The organism is Ruegeria sp. C8, assembly GCF_056537565.1.
Genome location: NZ_JBQFRV010000024.1, coordinates 36,953 through 59,964, shown reverse-complemented (window position 1 = coordinate 59,964; position 23,012 = coordinate 36,953). Strand labels below are relative to the sequence as shown.

At 54.5% G+C, this 23,012-nt stretch carries 23 protein-coding genes; 12 read left to right on the top strand and 11 right to left on the bottom strand.

Features of this window, described 5'->3' with window-relative positions:
- The 7 genes from ACR0KL_RS21465 to ACR0KL_RS21435 all read right to left on the bottom strand — a co-directional run.
- A partial coding sequence (locus ACR0KL_RS21465; protein ID WP_480777486.1) for a sulfatase-like hydrolase/transferase occupies positions 1–451 on the bottom strand: 451 nt, incomplete at its 3' end.
- A gap of 299 nt (positions 452–750) precedes the next feature.
- Positions 751–1,767, bottom strand: a complete 1,017-nt coding sequence (locus ACR0KL_RS21460; RefSeq protein ID WP_170473361.1) for a DUF2955 domain-containing protein — start codon at positions 1,765–1,767, stop codon at positions 751–753.
- Positions 1,757–2,821, bottom strand: coding sequence for an HlyD family secretion protein (locus ACR0KL_RS21455; RefSeq protein WP_170485306.1), 1,065 nt, complete (start codon positions 2,819–2,821; stop codon positions 1,757–1,759). The genes ACR0KL_RS21460 and ACR0KL_RS21455 overlap by 11 nt, the downstream gene beginning before the upstream one ends.
- Complete coding sequence (locus ACR0KL_RS21450) at positions 2,818–3,897, bottom strand: AI-2E family transporter (protein WP_480777485.1); 1,080 nt, start codon at positions 3,895–3,897, stop codon at positions 2,818–2,820. The genes ACR0KL_RS21455 and ACR0KL_RS21450 overlap by 4 nt, the downstream gene beginning before the upstream one ends.
- A 180-nt stretch (positions 3,898–4,077) precedes the next feature.
- Complete coding sequence (locus ACR0KL_RS21445; RefSeq protein ID WP_475220604.1) at positions 4,078–4,347, bottom strand: potassium channel family protein; 270 nt, start codon at positions 4,345–4,347, stop codon at positions 4,078–4,080.
- A gap of 141 nt (positions 4,348–4,488) precedes the next feature.
- On the bottom strand, positions 4,489–6,102 hold the full coding sequence (locus tag ACR0KL_RS21440) for a mechanosensitive ion channel family protein (protein ID WP_480777484.1): 1,614 nt from the start codon (positions 6,100–6,102) through the stop codon (positions 4,489–4,491).
- A complete protein-coding gene (locus ACR0KL_RS21435) occupies positions 6,099–7,424 on the bottom strand; it encodes a mechanosensitive ion channel family protein (protein WP_480555581.1) in 1,326 nt (441 codons plus the stop codon). The genes ACR0KL_RS21440 and ACR0KL_RS21435 overlap by 4 nt, the downstream gene beginning before the upstream one ends.
- A 260-nt stretch (positions 7,425–7,684) precedes the next feature.
- Between ACR0KL_RS21435 and ACR0KL_RS21430 the strand changes: the two genes are divergently transcribed.
- Positions 7,685–8,308 carry a DUF1254 domain-containing protein gene (locus tag ACR0KL_RS21430; protein ID WP_480777483.1) on the top strand — a complete coding sequence of 208 codons (624 nt, stop codon included), beginning with the start codon at positions 7,685–7,687 and terminating at the stop codon, positions 8,306–8,308.
- 183 nt (positions 8,309–8,491) lie between these two features.
- Here ACR0KL_RS21430 and ACR0KL_RS21425 read toward each other — a convergent pair whose 3' ends face one another.
- Complete coding sequence (locus tag ACR0KL_RS21425; protein ID WP_170680866.1) at positions 8,492–9,403, bottom strand: LysR family transcriptional regulator; 912 nt, start codon at positions 9,401–9,403, stop codon at positions 8,492–8,494.
- A 113-nt stretch (positions 9,404–9,516) separates the two neighbouring features.
- Here ACR0KL_RS21425 and ACR0KL_RS21420 point away from each other — a divergent pair, with 113 nt between their 5' ends.
- Together ACR0KL_RS21420 and ACR0KL_RS21415 are read left to right on the top strand one after the other, a co-directional pair.
- Positions 9,517–10,452 carry a VOC family protein gene (locus ACR0KL_RS21420; RefSeq protein WP_170680868.1) on the top strand — a complete coding sequence of 312 codons (936 nt, stop codon included), beginning with the start codon at positions 9,517–9,519 and terminating at the stop codon, positions 10,450–10,452.
- A 14-nt stretch (positions 10,453–10,466) separates the two neighbouring features.
- Positions 10,467–11,087, top strand: a complete 621-nt coding sequence (locus ACR0KL_RS21415) for an alpha/beta hydrolase (RefSeq protein ID WP_480777482.1) — start codon at positions 10,467–10,469, stop codon at positions 11,085–11,087.
- Here ACR0KL_RS21415 and ACR0KL_RS21410 read toward each other — a convergent pair.
- Positions 11,049–12,023 (bottom strand): LysR family transcriptional regulator, encoded by a 975-nt coding sequence (locus tag ACR0KL_RS21410; RefSeq protein WP_170680872.1) that lies wholly within the window; start codon positions 12,021–12,023, stop codon positions 11,049–11,051. The two genes, ACR0KL_RS21415 and ACR0KL_RS21410, sit on opposite strands and share 39 nt — an antisense overlap.
- Before the next feature lie 113 nt (positions 12,024–12,136).
- Here ACR0KL_RS21410 and ACR0KL_RS21405 point away from each other — a divergent pair, with 113 nt between their 5' ends.
- From ACR0KL_RS21405 to ACR0KL_RS21365, 9 genes are all read left to right on the top strand, one after another.
- A complete protein-coding gene (locus ACR0KL_RS21405) occupies positions 12,137–12,898 on the top strand; it encodes a pirin family protein (protein WP_170377175.1) in 762 nt (253 codons plus the stop codon).
- Positions 12,895–13,149 (top strand): DUF1427 family protein, encoded by a 255-nt coding sequence (locus tag ACR0KL_RS21400; RefSeq protein ID WP_068333920.1) that lies wholly within the window; start codon positions 12,895–12,897, stop codon positions 13,147–13,149. The genes ACR0KL_RS21405 and ACR0KL_RS21400 overlap by 4 nt, the downstream gene beginning before the upstream one ends.
- A gap of 30 nt (positions 13,150–13,179) precedes the next feature.
- A complete protein-coding gene (locus tag ACR0KL_RS21395) occupies positions 13,180–13,884 on the top strand; it encodes a hydrolase (RefSeq protein ID WP_170680874.1) in 705 nt (234 codons plus the stop codon).
- Positions 13,885–14,016: 132 nt separating this feature from the next.
- Positions 14,017–15,750 carry an amidohydrolase gene (locus ACR0KL_RS21390; protein WP_480777481.1) on the top strand — a complete coding sequence of 578 codons (1,734 nt, stop codon included), beginning with the start codon at positions 14,017–14,019 and terminating at the stop codon, positions 15,748–15,750.
- A 24-nt stretch (positions 15,751–15,774) separates the two neighbouring features.
- A complete protein-coding gene (locus ACR0KL_RS21385; RefSeq protein ID WP_170473324.1) occupies positions 15,775–16,083 on the top strand; it encodes a GNAT family N-acetyltransferase in 309 nt (102 codons plus the stop codon).
- Complete coding sequence (locus ACR0KL_RS21380; RefSeq protein ID WP_170680878.1) at positions 16,067–17,677, top strand: MFS transporter; 1,611 nt, start codon at positions 16,067–16,069, stop codon at positions 17,675–17,677. The genes ACR0KL_RS21385 and ACR0KL_RS21380 overlap by 17 nt, the downstream gene beginning before the upstream one ends.
- Before the next feature lie 14 nt (positions 17,678–17,691).
- Positions 17,692–18,576 (top strand): efflux RND transporter periplasmic adaptor subunit, encoded by an 885-nt coding sequence (locus ACR0KL_RS21375; RefSeq protein WP_480555577.1) that lies wholly within the window; start codon positions 17,692–17,694, stop codon positions 18,574–18,576.
- 55 nt (positions 18,577–18,631) lie between these two features.
- Positions 18,632–19,084, top strand: coding sequence for a (2Fe-2S)-binding protein (locus ACR0KL_RS21370; protein WP_170556318.1), 453 nt, complete (start codon positions 18,632–18,634; stop codon positions 19,082–19,084).
- Position 19,085: 1 nt separating this feature from the next.
- On the top strand, positions 19,086–21,266 hold the full coding sequence (locus tag ACR0KL_RS21365) for a xanthine dehydrogenase family protein molybdopterin-binding subunit (protein WP_480777480.1): 2,181 nt from the start codon (positions 19,086–19,088) through the stop codon (positions 21,264–21,266).
- A gap of 7 nt (positions 21,267–21,273) precedes the next feature.
- Here the strand turns inward: ACR0KL_RS21365 and ACR0KL_RS21360 are convergent, their stop codons facing one another.
- A complete protein-coding gene (locus ACR0KL_RS21360) occupies positions 21,274–22,095 on the bottom strand; it encodes a 3-oxoadipate:acetyl-CoA acetyltransferase (RefSeq protein ID WP_170680883.1) in 822 nt (273 codons plus the stop codon).
- Between the two features lies 1 nt (position 22,096).
- Positions 22,097–22,981, bottom strand: coding sequence for an intradiol ring-cleavage dioxygenase (locus tag ACR0KL_RS21355; RefSeq protein WP_170556315.1), 885 nt, complete (start codon positions 22,979–22,981; stop codon positions 22,097–22,099).
- Positions 22,982–23,012: the final 31 nt, after the last annotated feature.

The window sequence follows — 23,012 nt, the reverse complement described above, 5'->3', positions numbered from 1 at the left end:
CACCGTAAAACTCGTCGAATCCTTGATTCGTTGGATAGCGCCCTTCGGTCCATCCAAGGTGCCATTTTCCGTACATGGCCGTGTTGTATCCTGCTTCCTTGAGCATCTCGGCCATTGTGATTTCCCACTGGGTCAGTCCGTAAACGCCGCCTCCCAGTGGGACTGTATGGTTTCCGCTCCGAATGCCATACCGTCCCGTCATGGTCGCCGCGCGGGACGGCGTGCATTGGCTTTCCACGTTGAAGTTCGTAAGCCTTAAGCCCTCAGCGGCCAGAGCATCCATTTCCGGAGTGGCGGTGCCGCGAATTATTCCTCCACCATTGAACCCTGGCTCACCCCACCCAAAGTTATCGAGAAAAATAAAGACTATATTGGGCTTGTCCTGAGCTGAGGCGACAGTGCCAATTAGAAGAGAAAGCAACAGTAGGAATGTTCGCGAAAACCGCTTCATGATGACGCTCCCTATAGATATCATTCGTTCGAGACTGGCGAAATTGGATGCCTGCGGTCAAAAAATGACCGTCTTCTAAGGGCTCGCTTAGAACTCTGGCTGCATCTTGAACGAACGGCAACTTTCAGGTCCAGAGTAGCCAGCACGCGAAGCGGTCCGGTGGCAATTCGTAAAAAGCGGAAAGTAAACTTCCCGATTTTGGATGCATCCTTGAAGTGTGCATTCTGTGTCATGATACGCGACTTAGAACAGCAAAACTTTCAAACCTTCTGTGGAGTGAATTGTCTAACGGTTCCACCTTAGGCTTCTGATGCAGGCTGTCGTTTCTTTTCAGGCCAGAATTCGTCAACCACGACATAGGCAACAATTACGAAGATCGCAGCGCTGGCGACTTGCAGAACTCGCGTAATACTCTTTACGTCAGCTTCGTCGGAAAAAGGCGCAATTGATCCACCGTAGACGATCAAAGCGGTCGTAATTGCAGAGCCAGCGGCGGCGGCGAGCGGGGCTTGTGATTTTCCAAGTGCTCCGAGGGTCAGACAAAAGAAAAAACACAGCAGAATAGAGGTGAGAATGACCGGGGCTATTACGTTTACTTCGTAGCAAATGATAGAGACTGCTGCCCCAAGAAGGTTTGCCGTCAGCATTGCTTTTGCTACGGTTTTGCCCGCCGCAGGCATCGCCGCGAGTTGCTGGCTCAGCAGCGCGACAAAAAACAGAACTAGTAGTGCAGATGCACCTGAAACAAAGAACGCCATAGCAAACGGAACTGTGACCAGTGACATCCTGACGATGCGGCGATGCGGGTCAAAGTCTGACGACGTTGCTGCTTTCTTCTGAGCGGCCGTGGGAGGTTCAGCGGGAATTAGCACAAACATCAGCGTTGAAACAAAGCCTGCAAAAAACAAATTCAGCGGTATCCAGTACACGAGCACCAAGGCCAAATCCTGCGATTGCAGAACCAAGTTCGGGATCATCAACGCCCCCATAAGAGCGATGACACCCGGCAATACTCCGGCACCAGAAACCGACCAAACGAAAGACAGGATTATTCCAATCGCCACGAGGATGAGAAACACAACAGGATATGGTGAGAAGATTGACGACAGCAGGAACGAAATGAACATCAATCCAATTGAGAAGACAAACAGCTTGCCAAATGCCGCCAAAGGCAATGCGGCAGGCGCTTGCAGAAACAGTGCAGTGAATACCGCCCCGACGACTGCGAGTGGCCAACCAAGAAACAAGCCCAACGAAAAGACACCGGTCACACCCAGCGCAAGCCGGGCGACAGAGCGCTGGTCCTCAGTACGCATAGGACAGAATTGAAACCACGCGGATATAGGTACGGCCGACGAGGTTCAGCAACGAGTTGTCACTTAGATACATAATCACATCGGCCTGCCCGTTCAGCTGAAAGCGAAGGTCATCTTCAGCACTTCCAGCTTCATAACCGGGTAAGACGATCCTGACCGGGAACCTTTCAGGCTCTCGCAAGAACCCCTTGGTACTTGGTGCGCTTGCCAATTGCCCGGGTTCGTCACCACCACTCAAAGACACAGCGGCACTGAAGCTCTCAATGACGCCCGGAACAATCTTACCGGGATGCATATCCAACACCACATCAACCGGAGACCCTATCGACGCTCTTCCCAGGTTGTTCTCGGTAAAATACGCTTCGATCCAGACGTCCGTTGCATCCAGAAACGTCAATAGATCCTGCCCGGATCGGGCATAAGTACCGGGGGCTATCAGCAAGTTTGAGATGACACCTGTCGCCGGAGCACGCAGTTCAGTCCATTCAAGGTTCAGTTCTGCATCCGCCAAGGCCGCCAACGCGCGCTGGATCTTCGGGTTTTCAACACCGTCGTCACCGAGCCTCTGCTTTGCTTTTTCCAGATCCGCCTGCGCGTTCTCAAAGTTTGCTTCAGATTCCGCCAGCTGCCCTCGCGCATCATCAGCCTTTGAGACAGCAATCAGTCCTTTCTTTTCGAGCGCAAATACACGCTCTGTCTGAAGGCGCATGGTATCGAGATCACTCTGCGCCCTCGCCAATTTCGCCTGCGCAGCGCTTACTTCGGCTGACGAGGCGCCCACCTCCTGAGTGGCTGCCTCGAGATCGGCTTGGGCTTTGTCACGATCGATTTCGTACGGTCTGGCATCAATGCGAACTAAAACATCCCCTGCCGAGACCACCTGACCGTTTTGAACAAGAACCTCGGTCACCGTCCCAGTGACCTGCGGAACGATCTGGGTCGCCACGGCCTTTACTCTGGCATTTCCTGTGAACGGTGTCTTTCTGTCAGCGACCAGATACCAGACGAGAAAAATGAGAATGACGGCTAATGTCGACCAGATCGTCTTCCTCATTCTGCAGCTCCTTCAGCGGCGTCTTCGCTAACCGGTGGTGCGTCAATCCAAACTTTGAACAACTCATAGAAGACCGCAAACAATACGGGTCCCATGAAAATGCCGATCAAGCCGTAGGCCATCATGCCTCCCAGAACCCCAATGAGGATTACAAGCATCGGCGTTTCAAGGCCTTTCGAGATAAAGACGGGGCGTAGGAAGCTGTCCATTATGGTCACGGGAATGGCCAGTATGGTGAAAATCAAAGCTGCACCTCCGGACATAGAACTCCATGCATAGATGATCACTGGTATAAGCACCAAACCGGGTCCAATCTGGATGATCGAGAGGATCAGGCAGACAAACGCCAACGTAGCAGCCGAGCCAATCCCAAACAAAACCAGCAGTATCCAAACGACGACGGCCTGAATGGCGGCAACGCCAATTACACCCTTCGTCACATTTCGGATTGTTGCGCCAGCCAAAGTAACGAATTCACCACCACGCGGTGCAAATACACGGTTGGCAAAGCGCTGAAGGCCTTGAACCATACTTGGCCCGGGACTGAACAGAGCACCCATTATCAATACCGACAGGGCGAGTCCAAGAAGACCAATTCCGATCCCCAACACCTTTCCAAAAAGGGACTTGGTGATCTCAAGAATTTGGGTGCCATACTTTGCAAGCGCACCGTCCAGATTCCGCTCGAACATGCCCCAGACATCAGCAATTTTCCCGCCGACTACCGGAAGTTCCTTGATACCTTCTGGCGCTGGGGGAATTTTTATTTCGCCTTTGTCGGCTTGTTCCGCAAATTCGGACCCTAGTTCTGCAGCACCGGAAACCGCAGTTGCGACTGGCCCGAGGGTCAGAACAAGGCCCAACAAAACCAAGATCGTCGCTGCAAGCTTCTTTCGCCCTCCCAATTTGGATTGCATCCAATCAAACACCGGATAGAGCGCCACGCAAAGGATGGTTGCCCAGATGACCACGCTTGCGAGCGGGGCCACCATGACCAATGCGCTATAGAGAAATAGTCCGAGAAACAGCAGTCGTATCGCTAGATCGACAATCTTCGCGTCCTGAGTTTTTTCCATTCCATCCCCCTGGGTTTGTTTTCTGAGTATTATACTCAAAAAACGTTATATGTATATTTTTTTGAGATTGGGGTGATGACCTATCGATTTGAAGACAAAAGTGAATCCGCAACACGGTTTGAAATGCGCAGACAATCTCATGCCTGCGCACAAACTCGATTGGACGAAACCAGGTGCAGTTTATTCGTCTGTTTTCTTGTCGTCTTGGGATAAGATCGTATCAGCCACGGTGGTCGCAGCAGTCACAAAAACGCCCAGCCCTACAATGATGTAAAACATTGTGAAGATTTTCCCCACTGCGGTTTCAGGTGAAAAATCACCAAACCCTACGGTCGAAATTGTAACGACAGAAAAGTAGATTGAGTCGAGCCAACTCCAACCTTCTACAAAGTGGTAAAAGACCGAGGCCCATAAAATCATTCCGACCGTGAAGGCCAAAAGGCCTTTCACTCTGCCATCCTTAAAGGCGGTTCGTATCCCTCTGGTGATTCTGGTAAGCGCGTTCATTGGACTACCTTAGCAACTAACACATAATTACATAGCAGTTTTAGAATTTATTATGAATCGCGTATCGCCGTTTGGCTAACGACCCTATTCAACTTCATGAGCAAGCCTGCCGTTCCATTCTTCTGTCGAAACTTTGGGTTCAGGCGGATCTGCTATGTAGGACGGTGTCATGATCTGCGTTCCATTTTCATTGAACACTTCGACTATGTTCTCGCGAAGATCGGACAAGATTTTGGGTAAGCTCGATCCACGCGACGTATAAGCATTGATCTCATAATTGATCGCGTAGTCAGCCAGTTGCGTCCAAAGGACAAAGGGCTCCGGCGACTTTTTCAAGCCTTGAGTTCGAAGAGCTGCCTCCACAAGCATAGCTTTGATTTTCTTCGGAGGCTCCTCGTATCCGATCCCGACTGAGGTGTGAACCAGCAGTCCTCGCCCATCCACTTTGCGTGAGTAATTCACAACCTCGGAATTTAACAATTGCGAGTTTGGAATACTAATCATCTCGTTTTTTATCGACTTGATGAGTGTTTCCATCAGCTTAATTTCGGTGACGTCTCCTATCTTGTCGCCAACCTGAATGCGATCGCCAATGTTTGTACTGCGTCTATAGATAACAAACAGGCCCGCCATCATATTTGAAACAACAGTGTTTGACCCGAGCGAAACCATGATACCTGCGAGAATGGTCAGACCCTGAAAAGCTCGTGAATCAGACCCTGGAATGTAAGGGTAAGCGAATACGAGCGCGATCACGATGATCAATGCCCTGACCAGCATTTTCGTAGGTGCAATCCAATGGTCTTCAAAGTCCTTGATCTTGAAAGCACCATTCTCGAGGTTTTCAAAGAATAGATCGATGCCACGAATGGCCATTCTTGTAACAGCGGCAATGATGGCGAGCATGATCAGGTTTGGAATGTAGCTCATGATTGCCAAGACAACGCTGATGAGCGGCTCACTGACGTACTTCAAAAGGATTTGAGCAATACCCTGTGTTTCGGCGAAAGAAAGCAGGACCAGAGAAAGATAGTAGTAGAAGAAGAACAGAAAAAGGACCCACATCAAGATGTGAATTGAATAGACGATGATCGAGGCGATAGCCCTGCTCCTTAAAATGGACTTGGTGGCTTCCTCGACGCCTTCTGCCCTCTTCTCCAAGATTTTTCGGATGTATTTCAATAGCTTTTTACGTTTTGCAAAAAACCCATACGAAGCCAAAGCAAAGATTACCGTCCAAGCAAATGCCGCCATGGCACTGCCCACTCTGCCCTCATTGGACCGACCTTCTCGGTATTGGAGGATTGCCGCCTCGATCGCTTCGGATTGAAGCCCCGCAAGAACCTCAATTGCCATTTGTTCGTGTTCAGCATCCGCTTGCGTGGTGATCGTAACCATTTGTCCATCCGCGCGGATTAATTTTCCGAACTCGGCATCCGAAATCTGCATCTGGACCGTGTTTCGTTGAGACGCATCTGCGACCTGAGCAATTCGTTCCTCAATTTTTGCCGCCCTTTCAATGGCAGGCAACGCGCTCGATCCTCGAACCACGAACAACTCCGCGCCGTCGATTACGACAGGAGCAATGAACTCGGGATCGTCTCTTTCTCCGGGTGTAACGAGTGCATCCTCGGACTGGGCAAACGCGACATTGCACAAGAGAAGAAATGATACGAACCAAACTGAAAAAGCTCTCATGAGTTTGCTCCTTCCACAGGTATAAAGTGAACATCCCGTTGTGGGAAAGGGATCGAAATACCTTCTTCGTCAAACCGCTCTTTTGCCTGGCCCGTTAGGTCCCAATAGACTGTCCAATAGTCGTCTGATTTGGACCACGGTCGGCAAAAGATATTGACCGAGTTGTCTCCCAACTCGCCAACAAAGACTTCTGGCTCCGGCGTCTTCAGACACAGCGCATGTTGGGCGACCAAATCTTTCAGAACGTCAATTGCTTGGGCTGCGTTGTCCGAATAGGCAATCCCAAAGACCAGATCGACCCGACGTTCTTCAGATGCGCTCACGTTGGTGATCACATCCCCCCAAATCTTGCTGTTTGGCACCACGATGATCTGGTTATCGAACGTTCTGATCTTGGTCGAAACAACGGACATCTCGTCCACAAAACCTGATGAGCCCCCGACCTGAATATAGTCGCCGGTATCGAACGGCTTGAGAACCATGATCATCAGACCGCTTGCAAGATTGCCCAGAGTTTCCTGCAAAGCGAAACCGAGAATAAAAGACAAACCGCCAAGCACCGCAAACAGCGGCGTGACATTCACTCCGAAGAGAGCCAATACGATGAGTATGCCAAGCACAAAAACAACCCAGTAAACCGTTGTGGCTATGAAGCGCTTCAGCATCCTGGAAATCGTTGGAATTTTGCCCAGACCGCGTTCGGTGATCCGTCGCATCATTCTTGCGACAAACATCATGGCCCAGACAGCGAACAAAACGCCCAGGGCAGCCATCAGTACGCCAACGCCGCCATCCCAAGAAAACAGCCAAGCCCAGGCGTTCTGAAAAAGTGTTTGAAGATCGGTTGTCTTAAGAGCGCCAGCTTTCAAGGCAAGAATATAGTCGGTGTGAGGCTCTAGTTCTTCCGCCTTTGCTCCCTTCAAAGTCCAGGCTTCAAGCACCAGTCGGTAGTTGTTCAGAAAATCTGATCCAGATGCACTTAAGGAAGACAATTGGGACCGTAAGCTGGCCTCTTGCTCTCCGTTTGCTGACCGAAGCTGCAGGTTGATTTGTGCGACGTCTTCGAGTTGCGATCGCACGTAACCCTGCCAACTACCTGCGACGTCAGATAACTCTTCAGCCGTTAACGGGACGAGTAGGATTTCCAAGTCATCTGCAGGGATTGTTTTTTCAACCACCTCTTCCAACAAGTTGTTGTTTTCCAGCACAACAACTTCCTGCTCTGGTTCAGTGACTTGAGCGACAACAGGAAACCCATTCGACGACATCGCAACGCACCAAAACAATAACCAGACCAGTCCAACTCTGCGCAGTCGTTTCATCTTATCGTCCCCTACTCCTATAGCGCTTGAGGAGAGCATAGGAGGACCCATCAAATCTAGACTTATGTTTATTTTTGCATGTTTAAGTGCTGGCAACAGTTATGCTAGGTGCGCCTCGCGGTAGAAAATGGCGATCACTCCAATGATCCGACTATACTGCATTGCGAGTATAGCAAATTAGTTTCTGCAGCCCTTATTCGATAGACCAAAAAAGGGAACGGGCTTCATCAGATTTGGATACTTTTGGAAAGATCTCCTCCATGATGCGCTTGAAGTATATCGCAATTGCAAAGGCACTTGCGCTCGGCCTAGCTGCATCGACAACCGCCCAATCAAGTGAGTTCGATTTAGCAAATGCCACCACTGCCGAGCGGATGACCTATCATCGAGCTGTCGACCCAGCCGTTTGGGCAAGGCCACTGATGAATTTCAAGCTTTATCGTGATGCACTTGCCAATGCAGGGGGCGGTCCCAATGACATTGGGTATAATTCAAAAGTCCAGGATTGGCGTTTCCAGTCGGCAGTACCTAACAACATAACGCCCTACTTCCACAGCTATTGGACCATAAAAGACGGCACGATCGTTATTGAAATGCCTGCGTCCGAAGAGGGTATTGGAATCTTCGGCACAATTTTGGATACATGGCAACGCCCTCTGGACGACGTCGGTTCCAACGGTCGGGACCGCGACGCAGGAGCAAAGAACATGCTGGTGCCGCCGGGATACACCGTTCCACTGCTTCCGAACGCTCTGGTCTATGAACAGGACACAAACTTCAGCTTTGTCGTGCTTCGTCCGATCCTTTCCGGCGGCGCCACCGAAGAAAACCTTGCGAAAGTCTTGGCGCTGACCAAAAAAAATCAAGGTTTACCCTTTGTCTGAAGCAGGCGGTGAGGTGTCGACACAGTATGTCGACGTTTACGCGGTGAACTTGGAAATGACGCCTGTCATGGATGGCGGCATATACGGCCATAAGCACCCCCCCATTTCATGCTCCCGTAAACAGTGTCGTTCAATCTGACTTACCCTACGGAGGACCAGCGCCGATTTGCAGCCCAAATGGCTTTAAACTTGTGTTTCCAGGTTCGGGTGGTCTTGCACAAATTTTTCAAAGTACTCGGCAAATGTTCCGACGATCGGTGGGAGTTGTTCGTATGGGGGGTAGTACAGCGTTAACCATAAAGACGTGATAGACCAGTTTGGCATCACCTGGACGACTTGCCCGCTAGCCAATCCCTTGTCAGTAATGAAATCCGGCAGAACACATATGCCCTCTCCTGCGACCGCAAGAGCGTAGAGAAAGTCTCCATTGTTGGAGATTATATTTCCGCCTGCTTGAACTGAAACGTTGCTACCTGCATGCGAGAAATCCCAAGTTTCCGAGCGGCCTTGCGCGCTGTAAGACATCAGAAAGTCTGGATTCAGATCGCGCGGATGATCAGGCCGGGGTATGTGTTCAAACAGAGATGGCGCAGCAATCATATGCCGCGGAACTTCGCAGAGTTTGCGCCAAATTGTCGATTTGTCGGTCGGCGGACCTGACACACGTACAGCGAGGTCGCAGTTTTCCTCGATCACATCGAGCAGTGTATCGGTGAAGTTGATCTCGACTGAAATATTCGGATAGGCGAGACGAAACCCCGAGATCACTTGCGGCAGCAACGTGACGCCTAGTGATACAGGCGCGGTTAGACGCAGATGGCCCTTGTCAGGTTGATTGGCCCGTTGAAGATTTCGTGTGACCTTTTCAAACCCCTCCAATAGCGGTCTGTACTGCGCAAGGACAGTTGCTCCAACGCTGGTTAGTGAAACTTGCCTAGTCGTGCGCACCAGAAGCTGTGTGCCAAGGTCTCTCTCAAGCTGCGCTATTATGCGTGTGGCCGATGCCGGCGCGATGCCCAGTTCGCGCGCGGCCAAAGAAAAGCTTTTCAGGTCTGATACGGCGCGCAGAACGCGGATGGGCTTAAGCTCAATCATCTCAGTTTAATAATTCCGTTTTCGACAATAATAAAGCCACATAGTTGTCTATTCACTTTAATAATTGATGCGCCATCTTTGATGCAAGTTGAACACTCGCCCAGGAGCGGAACATGATCAAAGATATCAAAGGGCTGCACCACGTCACTTCGATGGCTGCAGATGCCAGCACCAACAACGCTTTCTTCACCAACACCCTTGGCATGCGCCGAGTGAAAAAGACGGTCAATTTCGATGCGCCTGAGGTGTATCACCTCTATTACGGGGACGAGGTTGGAACACCGGGCTCGGTCATGACCTATTTTCCTTTTGGTCAGATGCCAAAGGGACGCAGAGGGGCCGGTGAGGTAGGTGTGACCGAGTTTGCCATTCCTACAGGCGGTGTCGAATTCTGGAAACAACGTCTTGCATCTGAGGGCGTGATTGGGCTGGCCGATGGCACGGTCTTCGGAGAAAAGCGTCTGTCTTTTGACGGCCCCGACGGCGATAGCCTTGCATTGGTCGAGTCTGATGCGCGAGGCCGGACAGCTTGGACTCAGGGCGGTGTTCCTGATGAGGCCGCGATTCTTGGGTTCCGGGGCGCTCGGTTCTCTCTGAAGGATGTTGATGCGACGGGTGAACTGCTGACCTTCATGGGATACCAGAAAGCCGAAACGGAAGGTGACGTCACTCGCTATGTGATCGAAGGGGGCAACGCTGCGGATACGATTGATCTGCAGCAGCTACCGTCAGACACCCCGACCGCTGGTCAGGGCGCTGGGTCCGTTCATCATATCGCTTTTGCCGTCGAGGACCGCGCCGCGCAACTGCGTGTTCGGCAGGCTTTGCTGGATACAGGCTATCAGGTCACGCCGGTTATCGACCGAGACTATTTCTGGGCGATCTATTTCCGCACGCCGGGTGGTGTGCTGTTTGAAATCGCTACGAACGAGCCCGGTTTTGACCGCGATGAAGACACGGCCCATCTGGGTGAGGCGCTTAAGTTGCCTACCCGCTACGAGCCACATCGCAGCAAGATCGAAAGTCTCCTGCCCCCACTTGCATCATGATTTCAGAGGTTGAAATGTCCAAAGATCTCTATCAAGCGCTTGTGCATGCGCCACAACCCGCCCGTCCGCTTGTCTTTGCCTTTCATGGCACCGGAGGGGATGAGCATCAGCTTGTTGAACTGGCCGGCAATCTTGTCGCTGGCGCCGGGATAGTATCACCACGTGGCGATGTCTCTGAGATGGGGGCCGCGCGGTTCTTCCGCCGCACTGCCGAGGGCGTATACGACATGGAAGACCTTGCCCGTGCGACGGACAAGATGATTGCCTTCATCGAAGCCCATCGCGCATCGCATCCCGGTCATCCGGTCTATGGCTTCGGCTATTCGAACGGAGCAAACATCCTGGCGGCGGTCTTTCTCAAACGCCCGGACCTGTTCGAGCGGGTTGGCCTTTTGCATCCGATGGTCACGTGGGAGCCGAACGCGCATCCTCAGCTGGTGGGGCGGAAGGTTCTGGTGACCGCCGGACGACGCGATCCAATCACGCCATGGCCAATGACGGAACGCTTTATCAGTTGGCTCTCTGATCATGGTGCCGAGGTCACTTCGGACGTCCATGAAGGCGGACACGAGCTGCGAAACTCTGAACTGACGGCTTTAGCCTCCCACTTCAACGGGAATGTCGGCCCCGGGTGAAGGTTCACGCATTGCATTCAACGTAGACAACACGGCGGCTTCTTTGCGCGCCCAGGACATGAACTCATGAATATGCTCTTCAAGTTCCCGGCCCGGGTGGCAACATATGAAATAGCTGAACCCGGTTTCCACCACCGGGCCGAACGGGCAAACAAGCCGACCGTCCGAAAGCGCGGAATAGACCAGCAGCGACCCGCAGAGCGCGACACCCGCGCCTGCGATCGCAGCGTCCACAATCTGGCCACCCGGAGGTCTTTCGAACCGCATGGCTTTCGAAGGATCAACCGCATTCGGAAGCCCGGCGTGTTGGCTCCAAAGAACCCAACTGGGAACCGACCCGTCCAGCATCGGCGTTGTATCGTACAGAACATGCGCGGCCTTGATGTCGACAGGGGACTTTATGTCGAACGCGTCGAGCACACCTGGGCTGGCGACCACCAGCATCAACTCCCGGTGAAGCAACTCCGTATAACGGTCCTCTGGCGGTTCGCTGGTGTATCGAATTTCGATATCGGCGGTCGCGTGGGTTTTGTGGTCCGAAGGGTTTTCAGACTCAATGTGGACCTGAACGTCGGGGTGGTCCTTGGTGAACTTGTGCAGCCTTGGCAAAAGCCACTTGCTGATTAACGCATTGCTGGAACTGATGCGCAGTTTGGGCGTCTTCTTGGGTCGGACCTCATCGACGACCTGACGGATCTGCAAGAACGCTTCGCTGATCGTTGGCTGCAAGCGCTGCCCTTCCGGTGTCAGATGAATCGCACGGGTCTTTCGCACGAACAAAGCCACCCCAAGGTCGGCCTCCAGCGCCTTGATCTGCTGGCTAACCGCACCCGGCGTCACCGAGAGCTCATAGGCCGCTTCCTTGATCGAGCCGCGCCGCGCCGCGGCCTCAAAGGCGCGCAAACTTAGCAAGGAAGGCAATCGGGACAGCGGCATGGCAATTCAGAAAAACAGTTTAGCCTAACTAATGCATACCCGCAGAACTTCTGCGTTGTCGAGTTCAAACTACGCCCCACATCGAAGAACAACAGAACTTGGAACTGAGAGAAATGATCAAGATTCACGAAAAAGCATCGCGGGGACGCACGCAAAACGGATGGCTGGATAGCTATCACACGTTTTCGTTCGGCCAGTTCCAAGACCCGACGCGCATGGGGTTCGCCAATCTGCGCGTGATCAACGAAGACGGCCTGATCCCAGGTGGTGGTTTTGCGGCGCATGATCATGCGGATATGGATATCATTACACTGGTTCTGGATGGGCAACTGCGCCACGAGGATGATCAGGGCAATGTCGCCAGTATAAGCGCAGGAGAAGTGCAGGGAATGTCGGCAGGCACTGGCGTGCGTCATTCCGAATACAACGGGTCCACGTCGGAGCCCGCAAAATTCCTGCAAATCTGGCTGATCCCGGATCAGGTAGGTGGTCAACCTGCATACACACAAGCCTCGGTTCCGAACGAAGGGGATGTCCTGCTCGCTGGACCCGCCACATTGCACCCTTTGATCCCGTTGAGATCAAGGGCGCGACTGACGCTTCGTCGGTTCACCGAAGGACAAGAACTTGCGCTTTCTGCAAATGGCGAAAGTGACCGCTTCGTTCATCTGCTGGATGGCCTTGCCTATGCCGAGCACGAACGTCTGAGCGCGGGTGACGGAGTACAAGTTCCGCGATCCGAACAGGTCACTATGCAATTGCACACTGACGGGGCTGCGCTGGTTTTCGATATGCCAAGCCCCGTGGCAAGGAAAGAACCTAAAATCCTCAAAATCAGATCAATCGAACCAGAATTGCAAGGAGACCCGACGTGACTTGGCAACCATATCTCATATCGCTCGCAGCGGGCCTCGGGATTGGGGTCATCTATGGCCTGATCGCAGTCCGCAGTCCCGCCCCGCCAATCATCGCGCTTTTGGGCCTCTTGGGTATGCTCGCCGGAGAAGCTGCAGTGCAATGGATCCGAGGTCATTCCGACGCTGTGTCACAGGCCCTGCATCTGAAATCCTTCGCCGTCACGCAGGCTGAAGAGACGAGCCAACCAACCAAACCCAAAACCCTTTAGCCCCATCTAACCTCAACAAAGGAATGAAAAATGTCCAAACTTGAAGTCCTTACACCTGAGAACAGCCAGATCATCTTCATCGATCATCAGCCGCAGATGGCGTTCGGCGTGCAGTCGATTGATCGTCAGACGCTGAAGAACAACACCGTTGCCTTGGCCAAAGCCGCCAAGATCTTTGACATGCCCACTATCATCACCACGGTCGAAACGGACAGTTTTTCCGGGCACACCTATCCTGAACTTCTGGATGTAAACCCACAGGCGCCTTTGCTGGAACGCACGTCCATGAACTCCTGGGACGATCAGAAAGTCCGGGATGCACTGGCACGAGGAGCTGCGGAAGGTCGCAAGAAAATCGTTGTCTCGGGTCTTTGGACCGAGGTCTGCAATATCACCTTTGCGCTGAGCTGCATGGCCGATACGGACTACGAAATTTACATGGTTGCGGACGCGTCGGGCGGTACGTCGATTGATGCCCACAAATACGCGATGGACCGGATGGTTCAGGCCGGAGTCGTCCCGGTGACCTGGCAGCAGGTTCTGCTGGAATGGCAGCGAGATTGGGCGCGCCGCGATACCTACGATGCTGTCATGGACTTGGTGCGTGAACACTCCGGCGCCTACGGCATGGGCGTCGATTACGCATACACGATGGTCCACAAGGCGCCATCGCGCACCCTCCATACTGGACCAACGCTGGAAGCGGTGCCCGCCGGTAAAGTCGCCGCAGAATAGTCTGTCGCGCAAAGCCCGCTCGGTCCCTTCATCCCTCCCCATGAAACCGAGCGGGAGAATTTCCAAACCTCTCTCAATCTGTGCCCCAGCAGTAGGCACCGACAACTCCCGCTTTGCCAAAGGATGCGCACCATGGCCGCCCCAGACACGATACTCTTCAACGGCAAGATCACGACAATGGATCCCGACAGGCCCGAAGCAGCGGCCGTGGCAATTTCAGGGGATCAGATCACCGCCGTTGGAACGGACAAGGACATGCTTGGGCTTGCGGAACCCGAAACCGAAACCATTGATCTGGGCGGCCAGCGTGTAATTCCCGGCCTGATCGACAGCCATACGCACATCATCCGACAAGGCAACAACTTCGCCATGGAGCTGCGCTGGGACCACGTTCCGTCGCTTGCCGACGGTCTGCGCATGCTGAAGGCTCAGGCAGAGCGTACTCCTGCCGGGCAATGGATCCGCGTGGTTGGTGGTTGGTCTGTTGATCAATTCGCCGAAAAGCGGTTGCCGACGATTGATGAGATCAATGCGGTCGCGCCAGATGTGCCTGTCTACGTGTTGCACCTCTATGATCGGGCGTGGCTGAACAAAGCCGCCCTGCGTGCAATCGGCATCGACAAACACTTTTACGAGCCCTTTGTCTCAGGACGTCTGGAGCGGGACGATCAGGGCAACCCGACTGGTCTCGCGATGGCGCGCCCCAACGCGCAACCGCTTTACGCGTTGTTGGATATGGCCCCCAAGCTGGATTTCGAACAGCAGGTCACCTCGACCAAGCACTATTTCAAGGCGCTGAATGGTCTTGGATTGACCTCGGCTTTGGATTGCGCGGGTGGGTTCCTGAACTATCCAGATGACTACGGCGTCTTCACCGAGTTGAACAAACGCGGCGAGCAAACCGTGCGCATCGGCTATCAGCTTTTTGCGCAGCGTCCGATGTTTGAGCTGGACGATTTCAAACGCTGGAATGACATCGTCAAGCCAGACGAAGGAAACGACTACCTGAAATGCGTGGGCGCGGGCGAGATGCTGGTCGCGTCTGCCTATGATTTCGAAGATTTCAGCTACCCACGCCCCGATCTGCCCAAGCGGATGGAGGGGGACCTCAGGCCGGTACTCGAGTTTCTGTTCGAAAACCGCTGGCCGATCCGTTTCCATTGTACTTACGAGGAAAGCGCCCACCGGTTGCTGAGCCTTATTGAGGAGGTCGGTCGTGACAAAGGGTTGGAAGAGCTGAACTGGATTTTCGATCACGGTGAGACGATCTCAGAATCTACAATGGAGTGGGTTGCCCGTCTGGGCGGCGGTATCAGCTATCAAAACCGCATCGCCTTTCAAACCACAGCCTATCGCGACCGTTACGGCGAAGATGCCCTGCGCGAGGTCATGCCGGTCAAGAAGATGATGGCCTCGGGTGTGCCTCTGGCTGCTGGCACGGATGCGACGCGGGTGTCGTCCTATAATCCGTGGTTGGCCATTCACTGGGCCGTTTCTGGCAAAGGTCGTGGCGGAGACGTCATCTGGAGTGCAGCGAACCGCTTGGATCGGCACGACGCGCTGCGTCATTGGACCGCCGCCGGGGCTTGGTTCAGCCGGGAAGCGGGTAAGAAAGGTCAGATCAAAGCGGGGCAATGGGCGGATATCGCCGTGCTCGACCGGGATTATTTCTCGATCGCCGAGGATGAGATCACCGAAATCGAGGCCGACCTGACACTGACGGGCGGCAAGATCGTGCATGCCAAGGCTCGATTTGCGGCGCATGCGCCTGCCCCTCTGCCGGAGCTTCCCGATTGGTCACCCGTTCCAATTTTCGGTGCACCCGGCGCTTCGACGCAAAGCCAAGGCAGCCTTGCCGCTGAATAGAGGCAAGACCTCAGGAGATTTCCCATGTTGGACGATCAAAAGCTAAAAATCACTTACAGCGAAAGCGATACAAAAGCACGATACGGCGCTTCGGTGTCCGGGATCGTGAGCGAGGCGGAACTAACGCTGTCAAAAGTCACGCCCAGCCTCGTTATCGCCGACCACACGTTTGTCCCGGAAGAGTTGCGTGGTCGCGGCTTGGCGCGGACCTTGGCCGCGCAGCTTGTGGCGGACGCGCGCGAAAAAGGTCTTCGCATCGTGCCGCTTTGCCCGTTTGTGCGGTCCTATGCTGAAAGAAACCGCGAGGAGTTGGCTGATGTCATCCAGTGGTAGCATCGCGAAACCTGCACCTGCGGCATCAAACTCGGCTTGGGCCCCGTTCAAACATCGGACGTTCGCGCTTCTTTGGGTTGCGACCCTGATCTCTAACGTCGGCACGTGGATGCATGACGTTGGCGCAGGGTGGCTGATGACGACGCTCAATTCATCTCCAGCAGTTGTCTCGTTGGTGCAGGCGGCAACAACCCTGCCAGTGTTCATCTTCGCTTTATACGCTGGTACGCTGGCGGACCGGTTGGACAAACGTAAGCTGTTGATCACAGTGAACGTGGTGCTTCTGGTACTGGTTTCGGTGCTAACCGTGCTGGTTCAGCTTGAACTGGTAACACCGACGCTCCTGATCCTGTTCACGTTGGCCATCGGAACTGGCACGGCTTTCATGGCTCCGGCCTGGCAAGCGATCGTGCCAACTTTGGTGCCGCGTGACGCGTTGCAGCCAGCCATTGCCTTGAATTCAATGGGCATCAACATCAGCCGCGCGATCGGCCCTGCTTTGGCGGGCGTTTTGATTGCATCGGTCAGTTTGGCAGCCCCCTTTGCAGTCAACGCGGTCAGCTATCTCGTGATCATTGGCGCTCTGTTGTTTTGGAAGCACGACGTCGGCGTTTCGAAGACATCTCAGCCTATGTTCAACGCGATGATGACCGGCATGCGTCACGTCGCACATAACAGCCCGCTCAAGGCCACGTTGATCCGATCCTTTGCCTTCTTCATCTTTGCATCTGCCTATTGGGCTCTGCTGCCGCTGGTCGTCCGGACGATCGAAGGGGGCGGGGCGACGCTGTATGGTTTGTTGCTGACTTTGATCGGTGCCGGGGCTGTCGCGGGTGCTTTGACACTTCCGCAGTTCCGAGCGAAGCTTGATGCAAGCACGACGGCTGCAGGCGGCACCATCGGCACTGCCGTTGCCATGGCAATTCTTGCAACGGCGACAACCCCTCCGTTGGCTTATATCGCCGCATTGTTGGGTGGCTTTAGCTGGATTGCCGTTCTCACCACGTTCAATGTGTCGGCGCAGACCGCGCTGCCCAACTGGGTCAGGGCCCGAGGATTGTCTGTGAATCTGATGGTTTTCTTCGGATCCATGGCGTTTGGATCAGCATTCTGGGGTCAGGTGGCCACGGCAACATCTGTTTCGATCACCTTGCTGATCGCAGCAAGCGGATTGATCGTCGGCTTGCTTCTTACGCGCAAGTTTCAGCTTGGTCAGGGCGAAGATCTGGACCTGACGCCCTCTATGCATTGGCCGGCGCCGCAAGTTGCCCTTGAAGAGCACGGCTTGGCATCCCGCGGTCCTGTCATGGTCGAAGTTGAGTATCGCATCCGACCCGAGGACGAAGCTGCATTCCTGTCCGCGATTCAAGAATGGTCGGGCGAGCGCTGGCGCGACGGAGCCTATGACTGGCGCGTTTTCCAAAGTGCAGAAGAGCCCGAGCTATGGGTCGAAGCCTTCATGGTTTCATCTTGGGAAGAACATCTGGCTCAGCACGAGCGTGTATCACACCAGGATCAGGACCTTCAACGGGCTGTCGCAGCCTTTGATACCCGTGAAAGCGGGCCGGTCGTTCGCCATCTGATCGCACCATGATGAGAGTGTTTGTGATGCTATCGATTTTGGTCACCCAAAGGCCCATTCTTTCGGCCACAGTCTTTGCGGCTCTGTTCTGGGCCCATGCGCCTGAGCAGGCATCTGCGAGTGGAGCGGAGTTTGAAGGCCGTATCGAAGCAGTCGAGCGGTCGGACGTCTATAGCCGGGCGGAGGGCATTGTCGAAGAAGTTCTCGTTGAGCAAGGTGACTATGTAGAAGCGGGGGCGCCATTGCTGCAGCTTCGAAACGATCTGGAGAAACTGGCGGTCGATGCCGCTAGTGCAGAGTTGGCCAAAGCCGAGGCTCTCTTGCTTCAAGCCCGAGATAAGCTGGACCGCGCAGCCCAACTCTCGACGCGCGGCGCGGCAACAGAGGTCGCCTTGTTGGACGCCGAAACAAATCTGGCTTTGGCTGAGGCCGAAAGGGCCTTGGCGGAAACCGAGTTGGAGATCGCGCAAACGAACTACGACGACACGCTCATACGTGCACCGATCTCAGGACATGTTGAAGACCCGCGCGTTGGACCAGGCTCGCTGGTCGAGTTCAATTCCGGCGATCCGCCCCTGTTTCAACTCGTAAATCTGAACCGCTTGCGCGTTGTGTTCGAGCTTCCCTATGCCCAATGGGTTTCGGGGTTGAACACGACCAACACGCGCTCAGAGGAGCTATCAAACTCCGTCCGGTTCCATGTTGAAACGGAGATCGGTCAGGTTCTGTCAGATGCAAATCGGCTCACTGGATCGGCGGTCTGGTTCGATGAAAACAGCGGAAAGATACGTGTCTGGGCAGATCTGGAAAACCCCGACCAAACGTTGCGACCGGGAATGAAAGTTCGTGTCACGCCAATGGTCTACCCAGTCACCGACGCCGACCAAGACCACTCCATGGTCAGGCCGTGAAGAAATCCACCCCACAAGATCCTATCAACATCAGGCATCACAAGGACTGTTCCAAATGATCAAATTCGAATTGAACGGCCGACCCGTAGAGGTTGATAACCCCCCTGACGAAATGTTGCTGCTGGTCCTTCGAGATACGCTCAAACTCAAGGGTACGAAATACGGCTGCGGTGCTGCCATGTGTGGGGCCTGCACGGTGCATGTGGATGGTGTGGCGAGCTTCGCGTGTCAGATGTCAGTTAGCGACGTGGAGGATGCGCAAGTCACGACAATCGAAGGATTGTCCGAAGACGGTTCGCATCCTGTTCAGAGGGCCTGGATCGAAGAGCAGGTCGCACAATGCGGCTATTGCCAGTCGGGTCAGATCATGCGCGCGGCGGCACTTCTGGCGGACAATCCATCCCCGACGCGCGAAGAAATCGTCGATGAGATGAGTTCGAACTTGTGTCGATGCGGAACCTACAACCGCATTTTCAAAGCAATCGAACGCGCAGCCAAGGAGGTTTGAGATGACCATAGACATGAACCGCCGAGGGTTTCTACAAGGCGCTGCTGGACTGACATTTTTCATCGGTGCGGGTGGCATCTCATCCGTCCGGGCTGAGGCAGCAATCGGCACACTGGATGTCAATCACTGGTTGACGATCCGGGCTGATGGAAGCATCCGGATCGTCTTCCCCTCGACCGAAATGGGGCAAAGCAGCTACTCCACGCTACCGCAAATCCTTGCTGAAGAACTTGATGCAGCTTGGGAAGACGTTGAGATCGAACAGCTAAACGCTGATGATCGACGCTTTGGAAATCAGCTGTTTGGCGGTGTTCTATATACGGCTGGCAGCACCGGAACGCAGTTCTATTTTGACCCGATGCGCAAGGCGGGCGCGCAGGCGCGCGACGTTTTGCTGCAAATCGCAGCACGTGAATGGGCTGTGGACAAAGCCAGCCTTAGGACCGAACCCAGTATTGTATTGGGCCCCGATGGCCAACAGGCCGGGTATGGTGAACTGGCGGCGTTCGGTACACGGGATGTGACGGTACCAGACGCTGAGACTGTGCCGCTGAAAGACCCATCCGCGTTTCGGATCATCGGGCAAGATCTGCCGCGTCGCGACGTTCCGGCCAAAAGCACAGGTCAGGCCGAATATGCGATTGATGTGGAAGTTCCCAATATGGCCTATGCGGTTGTCCTACGCGCACCAGTCGAGGACGAGATAGCGCTTTCCATCAACGACGTTGCCGCACGCGAAGTACCGGGTGTCATAGACGTCGTGACCGTACCGGACGGTGTCGCCGTCGTCGCGGAAAGCCTGTGGTCTGCCTTGGGGGCACGGGGTTTGCTTGAGGTCGAATGGTCCACCACCTCACCCTTCCGAACCTCAAACAGCGAAGAGACTCTGGCTGAATACGCCGCCGCTGTCAGCGCTCCTGACGCGTCGGGTGCGACCTGGGCCGAGAAAGGCGACGCCCCTGCAGCCATTGGCAACGCTGACCGTCAGTATTCGCAGCTTTATCTGTCGGACTACGCATACCACGCTCAGATTGAGCCGATGGCGGCTGTCGCCGATGTCGATGCGGACGGGCAAGGTGCCGAGGTTTGGGCAGGCACGCAAACACAGTCATGGACTGCGCGCACCGTGTCCGAGGTGCTAAGTATCCCCGTCGAAAACGTTCGACTGAACATGATGACAATGGGCGGAGGATTTGGTCGACGCACGGCCTTGATGCAGAACTATGTGCGTGATGCGGTTCTGTGCTCTAAGGCCGTTGGACGCCCTGTCAAAGTGATTTGGCCGCGTGAAGACGACGTGAAGCAGGGGACCTTCCGCCCGGCTGCAGCCCAAAAGCTTGAGGCGGGTCTGACGGCGGACGGAAAACTCGACGGGTGGTATCACAAGGTCGCGACACCAACGGTGATCGGGTTTTTCAATCCCATGCGTTGGGACGCGGTAAACCCGAACGATGTGATCTCGATGCGCGGTGCCGAGAGCAAGTTCTATGGGATTGAGGATTTCCGCGCCGATCATCTGATCATGGACCGGCACGCCCGCCTTGCGCCCTATCGCGGTATTGGTGCGTCCTATACGGCCTTTGCGGCGGAGTGTTTCATGGACGAACTCGCAGAACAAGCCGGGCGGGATCCATTGGAGTTCCGGCTAGATCTTGTTTCCGAAAACCCGCGCGGGCGGCACCTGCTTGAGAAGGTGGCCGAGATGTCTGATTGGCACAATCGGGGTAGTCGAAACTTAGGACTCTCTTTTGCAGGCTACAGCTCGTCCATGGCCGCAGGTGTGGCGGAAGTTGAAGTCGACCCCGATAGCGGAGAGATCCAGATCAACAACTTCTGGGCCGCGATAGATGCGGGCCTGATCGTCACGCCGGACAACGCACTCAATCAGATCGAAGGTGGCATCGTGTTCGGCATCTCGATGGCTCTTTCCGAAAAGATCGACATCGAAAACGGCGAAGTGGTGCAGAGCAATTTCTGGGACTATGAGATCACACGCGCGTCGCAGATGCCGGATATCGAGATCTACATCGCAGAGGTCGATGCGCCGCCTGTTGGTGTTGGCGAGGTTGGCACTCCGATGGTGCCCGCGGCCATTGCCAACGCGTTCTATGCCGCTCAAGGCAAGCGCTTGCGCCACATGCCGTTTACTCCGGAACGTGTGGCGACTGCATTGGACAGCTAATTCCGGTTCATAGCCCGAGTATCTCACGCGCCTGGACGGCTGTCGCAACCGGGCGGTTGTATTGGGCACAGATCTCTGCAGTCCGCGTTACAAGCGCTGCGTTTGAGGGTGCCAACGTATTGCGATCCAGGCGTACGTTGTCTTCGAGGCCGGTTCGCGCGTGGCCACCGGAGGAAATGGCCCAGTGGTTCAGAACCTCCTGCTGCGCACCAATGCCTGCAGCGCACCACGGCGCACCAGGAAACAGTCGTTCAACGGTCTTCACGTAGAAATCGAATACGTCCCGATCTGCGGGCATCGCGTTTTTGACACCCATGACAAATTGCACATAAGGCGTGTCTTTGATTTGCCCTTTTTTGTGCATCTCGGCCGCCTTCAGGATGTGGCTCAGATCGAAGGCTTCGATCTCTGGTTTGACGTCATAAGTCGCCATTTCCGCCGCGAGCCAGTCGACAAGATCAGGTGGATTTTCGTAGACGCGCGTGGGGAAATTGTTCGACCCCACGGACAACGACGCCATATCCGGCCGCAACGGCAACATGCCGCCCCGCGTCTTGCCCGCCCCCGATCGCCCTCCAGTCGAAAACTGGATGATCATGCCAGGGCAGTGTTTCTCGAGCCCCTCTTTCAACCTTGCGAACTTTTCCGGGTCGCTCGAAGGCGTCTCGTCATCATTTCGAACATGGGCATGGCAGATGGATGCCCCCACCTCAAAAGCGGCCTGTGTGCTTTCGACTTGTTCCTCGACTGTTATGGGCACAGCCGGGTTGTTGGCCTTGGTTGGTAACGATCCGGTTATTGCAACACAGATGATGCAGGGTTCAGACATTTCACGCCTCTTTCGGTGCGAGGACAAAGTCGAATTCGACATCCCAATAGGGACCTTCAAAGCCAACTTCCGCAGATCGCGCCGGATCATCGACGCGATTGAATTCGGCGATCAGGCTTTCTTTGACGCCAAATACAGCATCCGAGTTGATATATTGGTCATCGGGATCAAAGATATGCGTGGTCAGGTCGTCGTATCCGTCTTTTGAAACGATGTAGTGTAGATGCGCCGGTCGGTACGGGTGTCGACCAAGACGCTTCAACAGATCGCCAACTGGCCCATCATCTGGGATTGGATAGTTCTTTGGCCGCACCGCACGGAACCAATAGGTCCCATCGGCTCCGGTTGTGAAGACGCCACGCAGGTTGAAATCAGGTTGAATACCTTTCTGTTGCACATCGTAAAACCCATCGTCATTGGCTTGCCAGACATCAATCTTGACGCCTTCCAACGGGTTGCCTTCCACATCCGTGACACGACCCCGTACCACCATGTCCTCGCCTTTTTGATCCAGACAGATGTTGTGCCCCATCTCGTATTCCGGGGCACCTCCCACATGGAACGGCCCCAGCACAGTGTTCTCTGAGGCCCCGGTGGGACGACGAGAGTTCACGGCATCCACCAGCATCGACACGCCGAGAACATCGGACAGAAGAATGTACTCCTGCCGCCAATCATCGCACATGTGTCCGACCTTGGTCAGGAACATGATTGCCTCGAACCATTCCTGCTGCGTTGGTTCGATTTCCTTCACGGCTTCGTGGAGTTTTCTGGTGATGACCTCCATCACATGCTTCAGCCGTTCGCTTTCTGCGTTTTTATTGCGTGCCGTGACGACCTCGGCCGAGTTTTCCTCGGTAAAGTATCCCATCTCATGCGAGTCCATTTTGGCCTCCTGACTTGTGTAAGTTTGCTCC

Coding starts and splice junctions, on each gene's coding strand:
- ACR0KL_RS21430 (WP_480777483.1), top strand. CDS start 7,685: ATGATGCGCTTGAAGTATATCGCAATTGCAAAGGCACTTGCGCTCGGC.
- ACR0KL_RS21395 (WP_170680874.1), top strand. CDS start 13,180: ATGTCCAAACTTGAAGTCCTTACACCTGAGAACAGCCAGATCATCTTC.
- ACR0KL_RS21355 (WP_170556315.1), bottom strand. CDS start 22,981: ATGGACTCGCATGAGATGGGATACTTTACCGAGGAAAACTCGGCCGAG.
- ACR0KL_RS21405 (WP_170377175.1), top strand. CDS start 12,137: ATGATCAAGATTCACGAAAAAGCATCGCGGGGACGCACGCAAAACGGA.
- ACR0KL_RS21365 (WP_480777480.1), top strand. CDS start 19,086: ATGACCATAGACATGAACCGCCGAGGGTTTCTACAAGGCGCTGCTGGA.
- ACR0KL_RS21390 (WP_480777481.1), top strand. CDS start 14,017: ATGGCCGCCCCAGACACGATACTCTTCAACGGCAAGATCACGACAATG.
- ACR0KL_RS21435 (WP_480555581.1), bottom strand. CDS start 7,424: ATGAAACGACTGCGCAGAGTTGGACTGGTCTGGTTATTGTTTTGGTGC.
- ACR0KL_RS21410 (WP_170680872.1), bottom strand. CDS start 12,023: ATGCCGCTGTCCCGATTGCCTTCCTTGCTAAGTTTGCGCGCCTTTGAG.
- ACR0KL_RS21375 (WP_480555577.1), top strand. CDS start 17,692: ATGCTATCGATTTTGGTCACCCAAAGGCCCATTCTTTCGGCCACAGTC.
- ACR0KL_RS21440 (WP_480777484.1), bottom strand. CDS start 6,102: ATGAGAGCTTTTTCAGTTTGGTTCGTATCATTTCTTCTCTTGTGCAAT.
- ACR0KL_RS21425 (WP_170680866.1), bottom strand. CDS start 9,403: ATGATTGAGCTTAAGCCCATCCGCGTTCTGCGCGCCGTATCAGACCTG.
- ACR0KL_RS21385 (WP_170473324.1), top strand. CDS start 15,775: ATGTTGGACGATCAAAAGCTAAAAATCACTTACAGCGAAAGCGATACA.
- ACR0KL_RS21360 (WP_170680883.1), bottom strand. CDS start 22,095: ATGTCTGAACCCTGCATCATCTGTGTTGCAATAACCGGATCGTTACCA.
- ACR0KL_RS21380 (WP_170680878.1), top strand. CDS start 16,067: ATGTCATCCAGTGGTAGCATCGCGAAACCTGCACCTGCGGCATCAAAC.
- ACR0KL_RS21370 (WP_170556318.1), top strand. CDS start 18,632: ATGATCAAATTCGAATTGAACGGCCGACCCGTAGAGGTTGATAACCCC.
- ACR0KL_RS21420 (WP_170680868.1), top strand. CDS start 9,517: ATGATCAAAGATATCAAAGGGCTGCACCACGTCACTTCGATGGCTGCA.
- ACR0KL_RS21450 (WP_480777485.1), bottom strand. CDS start 3,897: ATGGAAAAAACTCAGGACGCGAAGATTGTCGATCTAGCGATACGACTG.
- ACR0KL_RS21415 (WP_480777482.1), top strand. CDS start 10,467: ATGTCCAAAGATCTCTATCAAGCGCTTGTGCATGCGCCACAACCCGCC.
- ACR0KL_RS21460 (WP_170473361.1), bottom strand. CDS start 1,767: ATGCGTACTGAGGACCAGCGCTCTGTCGCCCGGCTTGCGCTGGGTGTG.
- ACR0KL_RS21455 (WP_170485306.1), bottom strand. CDS start 2,821: ATGAGGAAGACGATCTGGTCGACATTAGCCGTCATTCTCATTTTTCTC.